This window comes from Mesorhizobium sp. M7A.F.Ca.MR.148.00.0.0, from assembly GCF_003997735.1.
Taxonomy (GTDB): Bacteria; Pseudomonadota; Alphaproteobacteria; order Rhizobiales; family Rhizobiaceae; genus Mesorhizobium.
Genome location: NZ_RZTB01000025.1, coordinates 1 through 17,630, shown reverse-complemented (window position 1 = coordinate 17,630; position 17,630 = coordinate 1). Strand labels below are relative to the sequence as shown.

Below are 17,630 nucleotides of genomic sequence, written 5' to 3'. Positions count from 1 at the left end.
CGAGATAGCTGCTATAATCATTTAAGCAGGCAGTGTTACGCGTTTGCCACAGATGACTTTTTCTCTCTGCGAATCAAATAAGATAGCGGAAAATTTTGTGGTCGAAATGTCAGCACAACGCCTGCGGCGTTCGGGGTTGCAAGGGCAGCATTGATGGATGATCAGACGCGAATCGAAGGCGTTCTCAACAACCTCGTCTACGTGCTTTTTGCTCAAAGCGGGCAGATGGAAACGAATGGAAAGGCCGGCAACCTGGGCAACGTGATTGTCTTCGACAATCCGGAAGCAGTTGACGTCATCGTCAAGGCGCCAGAACTCTTCCGCAAGAACTTCTCACTGATTTCGGCACTCGGTTTCAGCCGCTTCAACACCAATGGCGAGGATTGGTCGGTCCGGCGCGCCATAACCCAGGACACGTACCTGATGGCGGCCAGGCCGGCGCAGCAGTACCCCATGGCAGAACTCTACACCGCCGTTCTTGCCGAGAGCGACCCAACGCTGCCTTCCATCCAGCAAGCTTTGTTCTCGGCATCGATGACGATATTTTATCGGGCTTTCGGCCTGGTGCCCGATATGGATGCGACGCTCTTGCTGCTCGACAGGGTCCGCGATGTGCTGAGGCGCCTCCAATATTATTCCTGGGTGTCGCCGACGAGCTCCGAGCGTGCGAATGTTATCCAAGAGGCCCGCACGATGGTTGCCGATTTCACATCTCTGCTGATGGCGGATCCCCGGGCCGCCGCTGAAATGGACCGCTTCAGGGGTATGGCTTCTGACCTGGAGGGCTTCTCGCCGGTGGAGGAGTTCGTCATGAATTTCTTCGCCGGCGTCGAGACGACGGTGACCACCGCGCTTTGGGTGATCGACCGGCTGGGGGCCAACCAGCAGGTGCAGGAGCGCATCCATGCGGAGGTTCTCTCGGGCGAAGCGCAAACGCCGTACACCGATTGCATGATCAACGAAACGATGCGTTATTTTCCACCGATACCGTTCCTAACCCGGGAGGTTGGCGCCGATACTGTACTCGACGGCCAGAAGCTCTATGCCGGCCAACTGATTATGGTATCGATTGTCGGCGTTCACCAGCATCCGGCTTTCTGGTCAAACCCGCGTGTCTTCGACGCCAGCCGCAAGGAATTCATCGAGAACAGCTTTGATCGACGGGCCTTTATTCCCTTCCTTACCGGACCGCGCATGTGCGGTGGCGCACGTCTCGGCCGGCTCGAAATCAGGGAGGCGGTACTCGCCATCGTTCGGCAGTTCGCTTTCAGCCGAGCCGACGATGTGATCCGGTTCGACTATGCGCTGGCACTGCGCCCGGCGCAGGGGTCTTCGGTCAGTGTTTCACGCCGATGAAACACCAGGTCAGGTATGGTCCTGCCAGAACCGCCTGACGTAGTCCCCAAATTGCCTTTTGATCATGGTCTTGAACTCGACATCATGCGCATAGCGCTTACTTGCCGATATCGTTTTTGATTTCAGTTCGAAGCCTGGGAACCAGTAGCTCATTGTGGTCGAAGCGTTTCCCTGCTGGTTCGCAATAAAGTCCTCATAGCAAACCTCAGCCACTCTGCGCCGATCAAGGGCGTTCAGGTAATTTTTCCACCTGATTTCGCTATCGAAAATGTATTGGGCGGTATCCCTGACGACCCTCTCGGTCAAAATTGTCACCGTGGGAATTCCAGGCAGCGTCTCTTGGCTGTCGAACGGCTGGCCGGTATGCAGCATGGAGAGCAGGCTTATGGTCTGATCGACCTTGTTTCTCCTGGAGAGAAAGACATAGAACGAGTTGTCGTCGTCACCGCCGATTGAATCGCGCGCGAATGGCAGGTTTTCGAAGAATATCTTGGCGGCGAATATGCCGTTCTCAGTCCTTTTCGCCAGGAGACGGCGACCATAGTCCGGTGCCTGCTGATTAAGTTTTTCAAGGTCCATGGCGTCGTCGGCCGACCACCGTCTCATCAGCGGCAAGGCATACTGCCACTGAAAGTACTCCGTGGGTATTCCCAGACCGAACTGCTGCAGGACCTGACAATAAGAATGCCCCGCCGTTCGCGGAGTCGTGCAAATCAGGATTTTGGCAGGGTTTTCGGCAGGGCTTTGGCGATCATAGGTCGCGGCGATATAGTCACTGTAGAGATCGTCGAAATGCATTCCGGAACCAACCCCACCACGATACTGCAGTTTTCAGGCAGCAGATAGAAACCCCAAGATGAGCAGAGCCTGGTCCAGCGTCATCAGCGATGGCGGTTCGCCGGCATCGATGTTGTCGACAAGCCATAGATCAGGCCGTGCCAGCCGCGTGCGCTCGATAATCTGCCGCTCGATGACCTGACTGCCGCGACCATACATCAGCAGGATGCGGGCGTCGATCTTAGCGGCAATTGGGAAAAGATCGTATTCGCGGCCGGCCAGGGCGCCAAAGTTTCCCGTCGTGGCCGGGTCATACGCGAGCCGGAAGCCGCGGGGGCCGGTAGCGATCCTGTTTTCGACATAGCGGTTGAACACTGTGTCCTCGATCGGGCCCATGACAGCTCTGGTGGCGCTTAGATAGTCCTTGGCCATGGCGCGGGTTTCGAACGCAAGCGTACTTTCTTTGAGGACTTCGTCTCTCATCGCGTCGATGTTCGGCCCACCGATCATGGGTACGTCGTTGAGAATGATTCGAGCGGCCTTGGAGCGGGTCATCTGAAGAAACAGCAGCAAAATCGTGCCGCCCCACGACGTGCCGATGAAGTGGTTTTCTGTACCGGCGAACTCGCCGAGCGCACGCAGGCATTTGGAATAGACATTCATGTCGTATCCCGACCCCAGATAGGCGCTGCGCCCGCGTCCCAAAAGGTCAGGACAAACAACCAGAAAGCCATTGCGACACAGAAAGGTGGCGAGATAATCGAAGTCGGCACCGTTGCCGGTGAAGCCGTGCAGGCAGAAAACTGTTGCGCGCGGCGTGCCGGAGGGGCGCCAGATGCGCACGAACATCGTAGCATAGCGATCACCCAGCCGAACGAGGATTTCTTGTGTCAGTGCCTCGGCGGGGGTGGCCGTATCCATCAGACGTCGCGCTTGCGGACGGCGCGCTTGACCGAGCCGCGGTTGTCGATGAAGTCACGTTTCCAGAATACCGATTTGCCCAGGTTGATGCGCTTGGCTTCCTTGATCATCGGCAGGATGTGGGACGAGGATCGCGTCGCCAGCACCGTAACCGCAGTGGCATCGCCATCCGGCAAGGGGTTGAGCGGCCCGCCATTCATCGCCCAGGCCTCAGCTATCTCGCGGCTGGTCTGGATCCAGCCGACGTAAGCGACGATGGCGTCATTGATCGAGCCGATCATATGTGTCTGTTGATCCAACTGGTACCGCAGCGTCTTCACCATCAGGCCGAATTCGTAGCCGTCAAAAGGCGGATAATGTGCGATGAAGTTGCAAACCAGTCCCAGCGAAACCGGATTACTGGGAATACGCGAGAACAGAAGATTGCTCATGCCGAGATTGTTGACCCCGCCCATCCCAGATCATAACGATCAATCCGTACTCGCCACGAAACAGGAAAACAATCGGAATTAGCGGGCCTGGTGCGGTTGGCCACATTGCGTATTCAAAGCGAATGTCCCGTTCTGAACGCATCCGATTTGCAAACTATACAAAGTTTTTCCGAAGACGAAGCAGGAGAACAAGAATGGCCCAGGACAGCCCCTTCACCGTCGACGCAGATTGGCTGCAGCAACGCCTCGGAGAGCCTGGCCTGACCGTTGTCGACGCATCCTGGTACCTGCCGGCGCAAAAACGCGACGCGCGTGCCGAATATAACGCGGCCCACATCCCGGGTGCACGATTTCTCGATCAGGATGCCGTTTCGGATCCGGATTCGCCCCTGCCGCATACCTTGCCGTCGCCGCAGCATTTTGCCCAGTATGTCGGCGCCATGGGCGTTTCGGCCGATGACACCATCGTCGTCTACGACGGCCCGGGTTTCTTCTCCGCACCTCGGGCGTGGTGGATGTTCCGGGTGATGGGCGTCTTTCAGACCTATGTTCTGGATGGTGGCTTCGATGGCTGGAAAGCGGCCGGCAGGCCGGTGACGGCTGAGCCGACGAAGATCGCGCCAAGCGTGTTTCATGCCGATTTCGACGCCGGGCGCGTCGCCAGCCTCGCCGACATGCGCGGGATCGTCGACACCAAGGCAAGCCAGATCGCCGACGCCCGTGGACCGGGCCGCTTCACCGGCACTGAACCTGAGCCGCGCGCGGGTATCCGCTCCGGCCATATGCCCGGCGCGCGCAATCTGCCCTATTCGGCGCTGTCGGAAAATGGCGAGTTGCTGTCGAAGGACCGCCTGCGCAAGGTGATCGAGGAGGCCGGCATCGATCTGTCGAAACCTGTCGTCACTTCATGCGGCTCCGGTATTACCGCGGCGGTGGTGACGCTGGCGCTGGAAACGCTTGGCCATACGAACAACAGGCTTTACGACGGCTCCTGGACGGAGTGGGGCGGGCTTTCCGACACGCCTGTCGTGACCGGCCCCGTTGTGATCGGCAAGGAATGAAGACGATGGAAAACGGCGCGCAGGAAGACATCGAAGTCACGGTGACGTTCCTCGAGATGCATGTGCCTCCGGCCTATTCACCGGCCGTGCCGTATAACCGTCAGGTCGCGCTGCTGAAGACCAAGGACATTCCGCTGCATTTTTACCGCTATCTGATGGACCGGGTGGGGCGCAAATGGCACTGGGTCAATGTGCTGAGGCTGGATGACGACGAGCTTTCCGCCGGCATCCATCGTGAGGATCGCGACATCAGGGTCCTTTACCTCGACGGCGCGCCCGCCGGCTTCTTCGATCTCAAGCCGCATCTGCCGGAAGAAGTCGAGCTCGCCTATTTCGGCATGATGGAACATGCCACCGGGCAAGGCATCGGCCGCTGGTTCCTGGGCTCCGCGATCGCCGCCGCATGGTCGCATGGGCCGAAGCGGGTGACGGTGCAGACCTGCACGCTCGATCATCCGGCGGCTCTGCCGCTCTACCAGAAGCTCGGCTTTGCACCGGTGGCGCAAAAGAGGGAAATCGTCCATCCGTTGCCTTTCACCGAGCGCGCGGCCAGCGTCATGCGGCCCTAGAGCCGGAAGCTGACACCAGTTCGAATCTGAACCCGCCGTTCATCGGCCCTTCAGGCTGTTTTTGGCATGTTGCCCGCACCATCAATGCGGCCAAGGCCGAAGGAGACAAAGACATGCTGACCCGCCGTACACTTGCCGCCGCGCTGATCGCGGCAATTGCCATGCCAAGCCTGGCCGCAGCCCAGGCGACAACGCCTTCGGCCGCGACGATCGAGCGGAAGCTCGAGGCGGCGCCGCGTGTGAAATTGCGGCCGAACGAGCGCGTCACCATCCGCGAATTCAAGCGGCGCCCGGATTTGCGCCGCATGGCCCGCTCGATCGATATCCAGTCGATCAACTTCGCCTTCGGTTCGGCGGCTATTGCCAACTCGCAATACGACAAGATCGAGACCATTGCCGACGCGCTGCGGCGCATCCTGCGCCGCGATCGCGGCGCCCGCGTGCTGATCGAGGGCCACACCGACGCCGTCGGCTCCTTCCAGTCGAATCAGGCTCTGTCCGAACAGCGCGCCGTTTCGCTCAAGCGCACATTGGTGCGCGAATTCGGTGTGCCGGGTCATGCTCTCGAGACAGTCGGCTATGGCGAAGAGTTTTTACTGGTGCAGACGCAGAACGAAAACTGGCAGAATCGCCGGGTGACACTGCGCCGCTTCGACGATTTCATCCGTTGAGCCGCAGTTCTGAATTTTAGTTAGCCGGCGCCTTCGACGGGACTTGATGAGAGCCGGTCGCCGACGGGCGACCGGCTCTTCGATATTTGGCAGGAATCGGGTGGGCGGCGAGAGTTCAAAGGCATAATTCCGGTAGACCACACCGGAGATTTTCCATGACCATCCAGTTCAAAGCTTTGCCGACCGAAGATGTCAGGACGCTGCAACGCGGCGGGATCGATGCTTATGGCCAAATGCCCGAGCGAAAGATCTCCGACGGTGACGGCATGCCTTGCCGGCATTGCTTGAATAACATCGCCGCCGGCGATGCCTACCTTGTTCTGGCGTACCGGCCATTCCCGCAGCTTCAGCCCTATGCTGAAACCGGGCCGATCTTCCTGCATGGCGGGGAATGCGACCGCGCTGCCGAGAGCGAGGCGCTGCCCGAGATTCTCGAAAGCCCCGACTACATCGTGCGCGGCTATGGCAGGGATGATCGCATCGTCTATGGCAGCGGCGGCGTCATCCCGACCACGGCAATTGCTGCACGGGCCGAGACGCTGTTCGAACGCGACGAGATCGCCTACGTCCATGTCCGTTCGGCGCGCAACAATTGCTACCAGTGCCGCATCGAGCGCGCTTGAGGCTGAGATTAGCCGCTGGAAAACAGTTGTCGTACTGCCGTCGCATAGTCGCGATAGAAAGCCATTGTCGATCGATTTGCCGACCGCGGATGAACCGGCGGTAAATCTCGACATCGAGGAAGCGGGGCTTTGGCTCCGCTTTTTTGTTGTAGGGCAAGAAAAAACCCGCCGGCGTGACCGGCGGGCTGACGGGAGGAATAATCCAAACGAAATCAGGCGGCGAGAACGGCTTTCGGCTCGACCAGTTCGTAGCCGAGCGCCTCGGCGACTGCCCGGTTGGTGATCTTGCCCTTGTGGACATTGAGGCCGTTGCGCAGGTGATGATCGTCGACCAGCGCCTTCAGGCCCTTGTCGGCGAGCTGCAGGCCGTTGTGAAGCGTCGCGTTGTTGAGCGCGTGGGCCGAAGTGACCGGCACGGCACCAGGCATGTTGGCGACGCAATAGTGGATGACGCCGTCGACCTCATAGGTCGGCTCGGCATGAGTGGTGGCGTGCGAGGTCTCGAAGCAGCCGCCCTGGTCGATGGCGACGTCGACCAGCACCGAGCCTTTCTTCATGCCCGACAGCATTTCGCGCGAAACCAGTTTTGGCGCCGCGGCACCCGGGATCAGCACCGCGCCGACGACGATGTCGGCTGAAAAACACTCTTCTTCCAGCGCCTCGACAGTCGAGTAACGGGTGTGGACGCGGCCGGCGAAGAGGTCGTCGAGTTGGCGCAGGCGCGGGATCGAGCGGTCGATGATGGTGACGTCGGCGCCAAGGCCGGCCGCCATCCTGGCCGCGTGCAGGCCGACGACGCCACCGCCGAGCACGGTGACCTTGCCGGGCAGCACGCCGGGCACGCCGCCGAGTAGCACGCCGCGGCCGCCATTGGCCTTCTGCAGCGCCGTGGCGCCGGCCTGGATCGACAGGCGTCCGGCAACTTCCGACATCGGCGCCAGCAGCGGCAGGCCGCCACGGTCGTCGGTCACGGTCTCGTAGGCGATTGCCGTCACGCCGGATGCAAGCAGGCCCTTGGTCTGCTCCGGATCCGGAGCAAGGTGAAGGTAGGTGTACAGGATCTGGCCTTCGCGAAGCTGCGCCCATTCGCTGGGCTGCGGCTCCTTGACCTTGACGATCATGTCCGACCTGGCGAACACCTCGGCGGCCGTCTTGGCGTCTTGGCAATCGTGGCGCCGGCGGCGCGATAGGCGTTGTCATCGGCGCCGATGCCGGCACCGGCCCCGGTCTCAACCAGCACTTCGTGGCCATGGGCGACATATTCGCGGACCGAGCCGGGGGTGAGGCCGACGCGGTATTCGTGGTTCTTGATTTCCTTGGGGCAGCCGACGCGCATTTTCTTCTCCTGATCCGGCCCTTTGGGCTCGTTCCCTGTATGGATGGAGTGAACCACGAATCGTTGCGCAGGTGTTTGCGAATGCGCTTGCGCCAACCGGCAGGTTTCGATAATCGTTGCGCGAAATAGCTGGATATTCGCAGGATTCACGAAAAATGCGGCTCGACAGGATTGATATCGCCATTCTCGAGGCTTTGCAGAAGGATGGCAGGATACCCAATGCGGCACTGGCCGAGAAGGTCGGCCTGTCGCAGTCGGCCTGTTCGCGCCGGCTCGACAATCTGGAGAAATCCGGAACCATCCGCGGCTACCATGCCCGGCTTTCCAATGCAGCACTCGGCCACCAGATGACGGCGATCGTGCACATATCGCTGTCGGGACAGTTCGAGAAGACGCTCTCGGATTTCGAGGCGGCGATCAAACGCTGCCCGAACGTGCTGTCCTGTCACCTGATGTCGGGCGAGTACGACTACATCCTGCGGATCGCGGCGAAGGATCTCGTCGACTATGAGCGCATCCACAAGGAATGGCTGTCGGCGATGCCGCATGTGACCAAGATCAATTCGTCCTTTGCGCTACGCGAAATCGTCGACAGGACCGCCATGGGCATGAAGCCGGAAATGGCCTAGGCTGCGTTGATATTCAGGTGATGCCGGCCTGCAAATGGTAGCTCCCCGCGCTTCCGGTGCTCGCGTACGAAAAGTACGCTCCGCTCCCGTTCTCGGAAGCGACCATTTTCGACTCGGCCTGACCTGAATCTCAGCACAGCCTGGACTAGCTGGCCTCCGTTACCACCCGATCCATCGGGATATCGTGCGGCTGCGGGTAGATGGTCGCGATGCGTTGCAGCTCGTAGCCGACGCCGATGACCAGCGGCTTGAACGGCATCGCTGCCAGCGTGCGGTCGAAGAAGCCGCCGCCATAACCCAGGCGGTAGTTCTGGGGATCGATGCCGACGATCGGCGAGATGACGATGTCCGGCAGCACCGGATCGCCCTCGGCCGGGATCGGGATGTTCCAGACACCTTTCTCCAGCCGGTCGCCCGCTTTGTAGGCGCGGAAGATCAGCGGGTGCCCCTTGTCGATGACGATGGGCAGGGCGGTGCGGCCGCCGCGTTCGTTTATGGACGCCATCCAAGGCCGCAAATCCGGCTCGCCGCGAAACGGCCAGTAGAGACTGACCATGCGCCCGGCGATCTCGCCGATGATCGCGTCGAGGCCATCGGCGATGCGTTGCGACATTACCGCTCGCGCGTCGGCCGAAACGGCGAGACGCGCAGCGATCAGCCGTTCGCGTTCGGCCTTGCGCCAGCGTCTCACATCGATCCAGTCGCTCGAAGGCGCACGGAATTCCGGATCGAGCTCGTGCATGAAACAGGGCGGCGAAGAATACTGCGCCGGAGCATCGTCGTCACGATCGTTGGCCATGCCTCACCTCATCGCGTGTTCGATGACGCTATACCTCGCGATACGATACAACATGTGCATTCACGACATGCAACGACGAGTCTCGGGCACCGTCCATCTGTTGTTGCATTGCACAAAAATACCTACATCCAGGACAGGCAATCTTGCCATCGGGGTGAACGAAATGAATGAAGCCAGGCATCATGTCGTCGTTGTCGGCGCGGGTTTCGGCGGTCTTGAGTTCACCCGTGCACTTGCTGGCGCTCCGGTGCGCATCACCATGATCGACAAGCGCAACCATCACCTCTTCCAGCCGCTGCTCTACCAGGTGGCGACGACGGCGCTGGCCACCTCCGAGGTTGCCTGGCCGATCCGCCACCTCCTGCGCAAGCGCAAGGATGTGACGACGCTGCTCGCCAATGTCACCGGTGTCGACCGCGCCGGCAAGCGCGTGCTGCTCGATGACGGCAGCGCGGTCGCCTACGACGCGCTGGTGCTCGCCACCGGTGCCCGCCACGCCTATTTCGGCCACGACGAATGGGAGCCGTTCGCACCGGGCCTGAAGACGCTGGAGGACGCCACCAGCATTCGGCGGCGAATTCTCCTGGCCTTCGAGCAGGCCGAGCGGGAGACCGATCCCGCCAAGCGCCAGGCGTTGCTGACCATTGCGATCGTCGGCGGCGGGCCGACCGGCGTCGAGCTTGCCGGCACCATCATCGAGCTGGCGCATGACACGCTGCGCGGCGAATTCCGCAACATCGACACGCGGCAGACGCGTGTGGTGCTGATCGAGGCCGGCGACCGCATCCTGGCCAATTTCGCACCGAAACTTTCCGACTATGCCAGCAAAGCGCTCGAGCGGCTCGGTGTGACTGTCGAGCTCGGCCGGGCCGTCACGAGCTGCGACGCCGAAGGTGTTGTATTTGGCGATAAGCAACTGGCAGCCCGAACGATCCTGTGGGCAGCCGGCGTTGCCGCTTCGCCGGCCGCTGAATGGCTGGGAGCGAAGGCGGACCGCGCGGGCAGGGTGCTGGTCGAGCCCGATCTGACTGTATCTGGCAGCCCGGAGATTTTCGTCATCGGCGACGCCGCCCTTGTGCTGCGGCCCGATGGCCGGCCGGTGCCCGGCGTCGCGCCTTCCGCCAAGCAGGAGGGCCGACATGTTGGGGCCACCATCAAGGGCAGGCTCGGCGGCGACACGACCGCGCGTCCTTTCCACTACAGGCATGCCGGCGATCTCGCCACGATCGGCAAGCGCGCCGCGGTGATCGATTTCGGCTGGCTCAAGCTGACTGGCTGGGCGGCCTGGTGGCTGTGGGGAGTGGCGCACATCTATTTCCTGATCGGTTTTCGCAACCGGCTTGCGGTTTCGCTGAGCTGGCTATGGATCTACGCGACAGGCCAGCGCAGCGCGCGGCTGATCACCCAAGGCGACGACGACAAGGGCTGATTTCCTCGCCCCGATCGTTCATCCGCACGTCATCCGTTGCTGATCGAGTGGCGGCTTCATGCGCGCGACTTGTTGAATGGACTTAAGCAGGTTTCAGAGCGAAGTTCGCTGCGGGGCAGGGCTTGTCAGTTGTCGAAGGAGAAAACATGTCGCAACTGCTCCATCCCATATCCCGCCGCGATCTCCTTGCGAGCGCCGCCGCAGGGGCACTGATCATGCTGCATCCGTTCTCCGCCCGCGCTCAAGCCAACCAGGCCCATCTCCGGATCATGGAGACCACCGACATCCATGTGAACGTGCTGCCTTACGATTACTACGCCGACAAAACGAACGACACGCTGGGCCTGTCGCGCACGGTGTCTCTCATCGATGCTGTGCGCAAGGAAGCCGTGAATTCGATGCTGATCGACAATGGCGACCTGCTGCAGGGCAATCCGATGGGCGACTACATCGCCTATGAGAAGGGGCTGAAGGACGGCGACCTGCATCCGATCATGAAAGGCATGAACCTGCTTGGCTACGAGTGCTCGACGCTGGGCAACCACGAGTTCAACTACGGCCTGTCGTTCCTGGATAAGGTGCTGGCCGGCGCCAATTTTCCCTTCGTCTGCGCCAATTTGATCCGCGGCACCGAGCTTGCCGCGAACCCGCGCGACGACAAGCTCTATCTCAAGCCCTATGTCATCCTCGACAAGAAGATCAAGGACGGTTCGGGCGCCGAGCAGCCGATCAGGGTCGGCATCATCGGCTTCGTGCCGCCGCAGATCATGGTCTGGGATCTCAAGAACCTCGAGGGCAACGTCAAGACGCGCGACATCATCGAGGCGGCCAAGGCCTGGGTGCCGCAGATGAAGGAGGAGGGCGCCGACATCGTCCTTGCGCTCTCGCATTCCGGCATCGACGTGAAGCAGGGCGACATGATGGAGAACGCCTCGTTCTTCGTCGCCGGCGTCGACGGCATCGATGCGGTGTTCACCGGCCACCAGCATCTGGTGTTCCCCGGCAAGAAGGATTTCCAGTCGCTCGACGGTGTCGACACGCAAAAGGGCACGCTGCAGGGCAAACCCGCCGTCATGGGCGGTTTCTGGGGCTCGCATATGGGGCTGATCGACCTGATGCTGGAGCGTGACGGGTCGAAATGGAAGGTCGTTTCAGCCACCTCCGAAGCGCGGCCGATCTTCGAACGCCTCGACAACAAGAACAAGCCGACTGTCCCGGACGACAAGCGCATCATCGCGGCCCTCGAACAGGACCACCAGGCGACGCTGGCCTATGTGCGGCGTCCCGTCGGCAAGACCTCCGCGCCGCTTTATTCCTATTTCGCGCTGGTCGCCGACGATCCGTCGGTGCAGGTCGTCAGCCAGGCGCAGACCTGGTACCTCAGGGATATCCTCAAGAACACGCAATGGAAGGATGTGCCGCTGCTGTCGGCGGCCGCGCCGTTCAAGGCCGGCGGGCGCAACGGCGCCGACTACTATACCGACGTGCCGGCGGGCGACATCGCCATCAAGAACGTTGCCGACCTCTATCTCTATCCCAACACCGTGCGTGCGGTCGAAATCACCGGTGCGCAGGTTAAGGAATGGCTGGAAATGTCGGCCGGCATCTTCAACCGGATCGAGCCTGATAAGGCCGACCAGGCCCTCATCAACACTGATTTTCCGTCCTACAATTTCGACGTCATCGACGGCGTCACCTACAAGATCGATCTGTCGCAGCCGTCGAAATACGATGCCAAGGGCGGGCTGGCCAACGCTGGCGCCAATCGCATCGTCGACCTGAGTTTCGATGGAAAACCGATTGATCCTAAACAGAAATTCGTCATCGCGACCAACAATTACCGGGCTGGCGGCGGCGGCAATTTCCCCGACATCAATGCCTCGAAGATCATCTACGAGGCGCCGGACACCAATCGCGATGTCATCGTCCGCTACATCGTCAGCGAAGGTACAATCAACCCGTCGGCGGACGACAACTGGTCGTTCGCACCGCTGCCTGGAGCCAGCGCCGTCTTCGAAACTGGCCCCAAGGCCAAGGATTTCATTGCGCAGGTGAAATCGCTGAAGATCGAGCCGGCGGGCGAGGGCGAGGCAGGCTTCGCGAAATACCGCATCCTGCTTTGAAGGGTGGGCTGCGGGGCGGCTCGATCCAAGCCCCTTACGGCGTGGATTGATCCGACCCGAAACGTTCCTTGATGTCAGGCATGACGAGATCCAGCGCATCCGTGGAAATGCCGCCGGAATAGCCGTCCGGCAGTTGCTTGATCAGTTCGGGATCGTCGAGCCCTTGCGAAAAGTCGCCGCCGGAATAAGGGCCGAGCAGATAGACTCTTGTATCGACTCCTTGCATGCGATCGAGAAACCGGTTCGGCCACCCCCACATCCATTTCGCGATGTTGACGGGGATGAGCAAGGTGCCTTTGCGGCAGGCATCCGGAACGTAGCCGGTCCAGCCAATTGCGGCATAGCGCAGGATGCATTGCGTCAGCGATGCGCGGCTTAGCGTATGCATGTCCGGCAGCGCAGCCTTGACCGCGGCAATCGGCTTGTCGCCGCCATAGACCGAGAGATAATTGCGCTCGGCTGGTGCCAGCGTGGCAAGCCATGCGGCCAGCTTTTCGCCTTCGCCCGGATCGTTGCTCTTGACGTTGATGTTGAAGCGGCGGGCCGGGAAGTGTGCCAGAACCTCATCCAGGGATGGCATCATGCCGATACCCTTGCTGCGGAATGGAAAGGTCTTGCCGCCATCCGCCGTATAGCCATAGCCGACGTCGAGGGTCTTCAACTCGGCCATGGAATGGCTGCGCGTTTCTCCCTTGCCTTCCGTGCGGCAATCCAGCGTCCAGTCATGGAAGACGGCGAACTTGCCGTCCTTCGTCGGATGAACATCCAGTTCGAGCGCGTCGGCGCCCAGCGCAAAGGCGGCCTCCATCGAGGGAATTGTGTTTTCGAGGTAGCCATGGCGCGGCGGCAACATGCTACTGGCGGTACAAGTCTGTCCTGTCATGCCTGCGCGCAAATAGTCCTGGGCAAGGCCGCGATGGGCAAGCATCTCCGGCTTGCCGGCGGGGCGACTCGATAACAGCGAGGTGTTGTTGAGCCAGATGCCCACCGCAGCGACAACAATGACGCCGAAGAAGATCGTCCGTCTGCGCATCAGGTGATTTCCGATTCGTCCGTCCTGCGCGGCATTCTGCTTCGCGATCGGACTTTTTGACGGCGACGGCGCGGCGATGTCGAGATCATGCTCGACATAGCCTGGTCAAGAGCGTGTCGCCTTACGCCTTGTAGATCACCTGGCGCACGTCGATGTAGCTGGCGCGGAAGCCGGCTTCGCAATAGTGCAGGTAGAACTCCCAGAGCTTCTTGAAGCGGTCGTCGAAGCCGAGCGGGACGATCTTTTCCCATGACGCCCAGAACCGGTGGCGCCACTCGGCAAGCGTGCGCGCGTAGTCGTCCGGAAACACGCGCTCGCGCAGATGGGCAAGGCCATGATCCTTGCCGAGCGCCTTCAGAATCGACGGCGTCGGCAGCATGCCGCCCGGGAAAACATACCGCTGGATGAAATCCGGCCTTGCGCGATAGGTGTCGTAGGCGGCTTCGTTGATGGTGATGATCTGCAGGCCGGCGGTGCCGCCAGGCCTTAGACAGGCCTTCATCTTGCCGAAAAACACCGGCCAGTATTTCTCGCCGACCGCCTCGAACATCTCGATCGAGGCGATGCGGTCATAGGTGCCGGTTTCGTCGCGATAATCCTGCAGCTTGATGTCGACCTTGTCGGCAAGGCCAGCCTTGGCGATGCGAGCCGTGGCAAAGTCGTGCTGCTCGCGGCTGATCGTCAGCCCGGTCACGCGGCAGCCGATCTCGCGCGCCGCGAATTCGGCGAAGCCACCCCAACCGCAACCGATTTCCAGCACATGGTCCTTCGGACCGATCCCTGTATCCTTCGCCAGAGCGCGATATTTGGCGGCCTGGGCGCCTTCCAGGTCGTTGGCACCGGTCGTGTAGAGCGCCGAGGAATAGGTCATGCTCGGATCGAGCCATTCCTTGTAGAAGGCGTTGCCGAGGTCGTAATGCGCCGAGATATTGCGTTTCGAACCGGTGCGCGTGTTCTGGTTGAACCAGTGGCGTATGCGCTGGACGGTGTTGATCAGCCAGCTGGTGCCGCCCGCGATACGCTCGCCAATGACCGAATTGACCACGAACAGCTCCAGGAAGCTGGTCACATCAGGGCTTTCCCAATCGCCGTCCATATAGGATTCGGCAACGCCGATCGTGCCGCCGGAAAAGGCGCGGCCGGGCAAGCGCCAATTCTTCAGCACCAGTTCGGCATCCGGGCCAGGTCCCTTGCCGCCGACGAGCACGGCGCGGCCGTCCGGCAGCCTCACCCTGAGCGAACCGCGAGGCAGGTTCATTGCCGCCGACAGCACCATGCGCGCTTTCGCTGGAAGGCCTTTGACGATCTCGGCGAAGTTGAATTCATCGAGCCTGACCGCGTCGCTCAATGCTACGCCAACATGTTCCTTTTGCGCCATCTCATGCCCCTGGATTTCCGCGGTGTCGGCGCAAATTGCCGGGCCACGGTTCTCTTGGATCATTCGCCAGCTTCGAACGCCGCCGCGACCGGTTCGTCGGCGAGCGGGCTCGAACGAAGTGCGCGCCCCCTACCAGAGCTTCAGCGCTTCCCGGTGAATCCGTGCGACAATCTTCCACGTCATGCGGGGAAACTTCAAGGGGCAGGCTGCAAGCGGGGCTGTGCCAAGCAGATTGCTCCCGCCGGCGGGCATCTGTGCCTGTGCACAGCCAAGGCGCAGCGCGTCAAAAAACGCCTATGACCGCAGAATTCCTTGTGCGATAGATTTAGCCATGCGTTATGTAATCGTCATTGCCGCCATCGCATTTTTTTTGATCTGGGATGGCATGTACAATCAGGGCCGCTATCTCGACACCGCTGTGAGAGAGCTTAGCCATGTTGTGCGATATGTTACCAGCAAAGCTTAACTCCAGTGGCAGCAGCCGCGACATCCTTGTCGATTGACGCCAACGTCCTGCCGTCACAAAAGACCCCGGCACTTTGATCGAGGAGGCGGGGTTGATCCGGCATATCGTTTTCTTCAGCGCGCGGCGAAAAGAGGATGTCGAGGCTGTGCGCACCGGCTTGCTGGCGCTCGGCGACATTCCTCATTCCAGCCTGTTCGAGGTCACGCTCAACACCAAGGTGGATCCGCTGTCGGATGAGGTCGACGTGGTTGTCTATGCGGAGTTCGCCGATGACGCCGCGCTGGCCGCCTACAAGGCGCACCCGCTCTACGCGCAGACCACCAGCAAGGTCAAACCGATGCGTGAACTGCGCTATTCCGCCGATGTAGTCGCGGGGAGCTGATCGAACCTTGCTCCAGGGGCGCCTTTCGACGTCCGGTGAATTGACGGGCGAACTGGCCGGTATTGCGATCAAGTCTTGAACGGCTTTGCGGAATGATGCACATCGCGCCTGCATGACCAAAACCGCAGCCGCAGGCACCCATCCGCTCGATCATCTGGTGCTGCCGACGCACAGCCTCGATGTGGCGCGAGCCCGGCTCACCGCGCTTGGCTTCGTCGTTGCCCCGACCGGAATCCATCCGTTCGGAACGGAAAACTGCTGTGTTTTCCTGGCCGACGGCACCTATCTCGAACCTTTGGCGGTCGGCGACGAGCAGGTGGCGGCAAAGGCTATCGCAGACGGCAATGTCTTCGTCGCGCGTGATCGCGCCTACCGCGACAGCAACGGCGACGAGGGATTTTCCGCCATTGTTCTAGGCACGGGCAATGCCGATGCCGACCATGCACGCTATGTCGATGCCGGCATCTCGGCGGGAGACATGCTGGGTTTTTCGCGCGCCTTCACCGACCCTGCCGGCAAAAGCGACATCGCGTCGTTCAAGCTCGCCTTTGCGGCCGGAGCCGAGGCCACGGACGCCTTTCTGTTTGCCTGCGAGCGGGTCAACGCGCCTGATGTGGATCGCACGGCTTTGCAGGCCCACGCCAACGGCGCGACCGGAATTGTCGAGATCTTGGCGGTCAGCGATGCGCCCGGAAAGCAGCATGGGCTGATTTCCGTGGCGGTGGATGATCCGGCCGCCGACGGGCAGGGCGGCATTTTTCCCTTGCCGAATGCGGATTTGAGCGTGCTTGACCGCGCGGCTTTCACCGCGCGCTTCGGCCTGCCGGCCGGCGCGCCGACAGATCTACGCTTCGCAGCGGTGGTCTTTTCGGTTCGGAACGCCGATGTGACATCGAGGCTGCTTGCAGCCAATTCCGTCCAACACGATATAGCGGGCAATGATATCGTCGTGCGGCGTGCACCCGGACAGGGCGCGGCCTTTATCTTCCGGGAGATCCCATGAGCAAGCCGCAAGCGTCCAATTCGATGGTGCCCAATTCGTCTGTAGCCGTCGGCAATGTCGTCTTCGACAACAGGGCGGCTTTGTCCCTGATCGCCGGCCCGTGCCAGTTTGAATCGCGCCAGCATGCCTTCGACATGGCCGGCGCACTGAAGGAACTGACCGGCAGGCTCGGCATAGGCCTCGTCTACAAGACCAGCTACGACAAGGCCAACCGCACCTCGCTGTCGGCGACGCGCGGCGCCGGCATCGACGCAGCCCTTCCCGTCTTCGACGAACTGCGCAAGGAATTTTCGCTCCCCGTGCTGACCGATGTCCACACCGAGGAGCAGTGCGCCATCGTCGCGCCGCATGTCGATGTCCTGCAAATTCCGGCTTTCCTGTCGCGCCAGACCGACATGCTGGTCGCCGCGGCGAAAACCGGCAAGGTGATCAATGTGAAGAAGGGGCAGTTCCTCGCCCCCTGGGACATGAAGAACGTGGTCGCCAAGATCACCGGATCCGGCAATGCCAATGTGCTGACCACCGAGCGCGGCGCCTCCTTCGGCTACAACACGCTGGTCTCCGACATGCGCGCTCTTCCCATCATGGCCGAAATCGGCGCGCCGGTGATCTTCGATGCCACCCATTCGGTGCAGCAACCGGG

At 61.1% G+C, this 17,630-nt stretch carries 17 protein-coding genes and 1 pseudogene; 11 read left to right on the top strand and 7 right to left on the bottom strand.

The features are described from left to right. Positions 1-153: 153 nt before the first annotated feature. Positions 154-1,356, top strand: a complete 1,203-nt coding sequence (locus EOB49_RS12575; protein ID WP_127381182.1) for a cytochrome P450 — start codon at positions 154-156, stop codon at positions 1,354-1,356. Between the two features lie 9 nt (positions 1,357-1,365). Here the strand turns inward: EOB49_RS12575 and EOB49_RS12570 are convergent, their stop codons facing one another. From EOB49_RS12570 to EOB49_RS12560, 3 genes are read right to left on the bottom strand one after another with little or no spacing between them, the layout of a single operon-like run. After that, positions 1,366-2,154 carry a hypothetical protein gene (locus EOB49_RS12570; RefSeq protein WP_127381181.1) on the bottom strand — a complete coding sequence of 263 codons (789 nt, stop codon included), beginning with the start codon at positions 2,152-2,154 and terminating at the stop codon, positions 1,366-1,368. Positions 2,155-2,187: 33 nt separating this feature from the next. Then, complete coding sequence (locus EOB49_RS12565) at positions 2,188-3,054, bottom strand: alpha/beta fold hydrolase (RefSeq protein ID WP_127381180.1); 867 nt, start codon at positions 3,052-3,054, stop codon at positions 2,188-2,190. Then, on the bottom strand, positions 3,054-3,485 hold the full coding sequence (locus EOB49_RS12560) for a hypothetical protein (protein ID WP_127321596.1): 432 nt from the start codon (positions 3,483-3,485) through the stop codon (positions 3,054-3,056). The genes EOB49_RS12565 and EOB49_RS12560 overlap by 1 nt, the downstream gene beginning before the upstream one ends. A 194-nt stretch (positions 3,486-3,679) precedes the next feature. Here EOB49_RS12560 and sseA point away from each other — a divergent pair, with 194 nt between their 5' ends. The 4 genes from sseA to EOB49_RS12540 all read left to right on the top strand — a co-directional run bounded on the left by sseA (position 3,680) and on the right by EOB49_RS12540 (position 6,409). After that, positions 3,680-4,546 (top strand): 3-mercaptopyruvate sulfurtransferase, encoded by an 867-nt coding sequence (gene sseA / locus EOB49_RS12555; RefSeq protein WP_127381178.1) that lies wholly within the window; start codon positions 3,680-3,682, stop codon positions 4,544-4,546. A 5-nt stretch (positions 4,547-4,551) separates the two neighbouring features. Continuing rightward, positions 4,552-5,115, top strand: coding sequence for a GNAT family N-acetyltransferase (locus EOB49_RS12550; RefSeq protein ID WP_127321598.1), 564 nt, complete (start codon positions 4,552-4,554; stop codon positions 5,113-5,115). A 113-nt stretch (positions 5,116-5,228) separates the two neighbouring features. Further along, complete coding sequence (locus tag EOB49_RS12545) at positions 5,229-5,786, top strand: OmpA family protein (RefSeq protein WP_127321594.1); 558 nt, start codon at positions 5,229-5,231, stop codon at positions 5,784-5,786. 155 nt (positions 5,787-5,941) lie between these two features. Next, the gene (locus EOB49_RS12540; RefSeq protein WP_127381177.1) at positions 5,942-6,409 is read left to right on the top strand and encodes a DUF1203 domain-containing protein; all 468 of its coding nucleotides are present in this window, start codon (positions 5,942-5,944) and stop codon (positions 6,407-6,409) included. Between the two features lie 212 nt (positions 6,410-6,621). Here the strand turns inward: EOB49_RS12540 and ald are convergent. Next, positions 6,622-7,745 (bottom strand): annotated as a pseudogene (gene ald / locus EOB49_RS12535) (alanine dehydrogenase). 155 nt (positions 7,746-7,900) lie between these two features. Between ald and EOB49_RS12530 the strand changes: the two are divergent. Next, positions 7,901-8,374 (top strand): Lrp/AsnC family transcriptional regulator, encoded by a 474-nt coding sequence (locus EOB49_RS12530; RefSeq protein ID WP_127269076.1) that lies wholly within the window; start codon positions 7,901-7,903, stop codon positions 8,372-8,374. Positions 8,375-8,519: 145 nt separating this feature from the next. Here the strand turns inward: EOB49_RS12530 and EOB49_RS12525 are convergent, their stop codons facing one another. Continuing rightward, entirely contained in the window at positions 8,520-9,173 is a 654-nt protein-coding gene (locus EOB49_RS12525) for a 5-formyltetrahydrofolate cyclo-ligase (protein ID WP_127269075.1), read from the bottom strand. Between the two features lie 163 nt (positions 9,174-9,336). On the opposite strand from EOB49_RS12525, the gene EOB49_RS12520 reads away from it, so the two are divergent. Together EOB49_RS12520 and EOB49_RS12515 are read left to right on the top strand one after the other, a co-directional pair. After that, positions 9,337-10,602 carry an NAD(P)/FAD-dependent oxidoreductase gene (locus EOB49_RS12520; protein ID WP_127381176.1) on the top strand — a complete coding sequence of 422 codons (1,266 nt, stop codon included), beginning with the start codon at positions 9,337-9,339 and terminating at the stop codon, positions 10,600-10,602. Between the two features lie 146 nt (positions 10,603-10,748). Further along, complete coding sequence (locus tag EOB49_RS12515; RefSeq protein WP_127381175.1) at positions 10,749-12,725, top strand: bifunctional 2',3'-cyclic-nucleotide 2'-phosphodiesterase/3'-nucleotidase; 1,977 nt, start codon at positions 10,749-10,751, stop codon at positions 12,723-12,725. Positions 12,726-12,759: 34 nt separating this feature from the next. On the opposite strand, the gene EOB49_RS12510 is transcribed toward EOB49_RS12515, so the two are convergent. Then, positions 12,760-13,758, bottom strand: coding sequence for a glycerophosphodiester phosphodiesterase family protein (locus EOB49_RS12510; protein WP_127381174.1), 999 nt, complete (start codon positions 13,756-13,758; stop codon positions 12,760-12,762). 121 nt (positions 13,759-13,879) lie between these two features. Beyond that, complete coding sequence (locus tag EOB49_RS12505) at positions 13,880-15,136, bottom strand: cyclopropane-fatty-acyl-phospholipid synthase family protein (protein ID WP_127381205.1); 1,257 nt, start codon at positions 15,134-15,136, stop codon at positions 13,880-13,882. A gap of 557 nt (positions 15,137-15,693) precedes the next feature. Between EOB49_RS12505 and EOB49_RS12500 the strand changes: the two genes are divergently transcribed. The 3 genes from EOB49_RS12500 to kdsA all read left to right on the top strand — a co-directional run. Then, positions 15,694-15,984 carry a Dabb family protein gene (locus EOB49_RS12500; RefSeq protein WP_023812050.1) on the top strand — a complete coding sequence of 97 codons (291 nt, stop codon included), beginning with the start codon at positions 15,694-15,696 and terminating at the stop codon, positions 15,982-15,984. Between the two features lie 112 nt (positions 15,985-16,096). Next, on the top strand, positions 16,097-16,987 hold the full coding sequence (locus EOB49_RS12495) for a VOC family protein (RefSeq protein WP_127381173.1): 891 nt from the start codon (positions 16,097-16,099) through the stop codon (positions 16,985-16,987). Next, the coding region (kdsA, locus tag EOB49_RS12490; RefSeq protein WP_127381172.1) for a 3-deoxy-8-phosphooctulonate synthase at positions 16,984-17,630 on the top strand (647 nt) is incomplete at its 3' end. The genes EOB49_RS12495 and kdsA, both read left to right, overlap by 4 nt.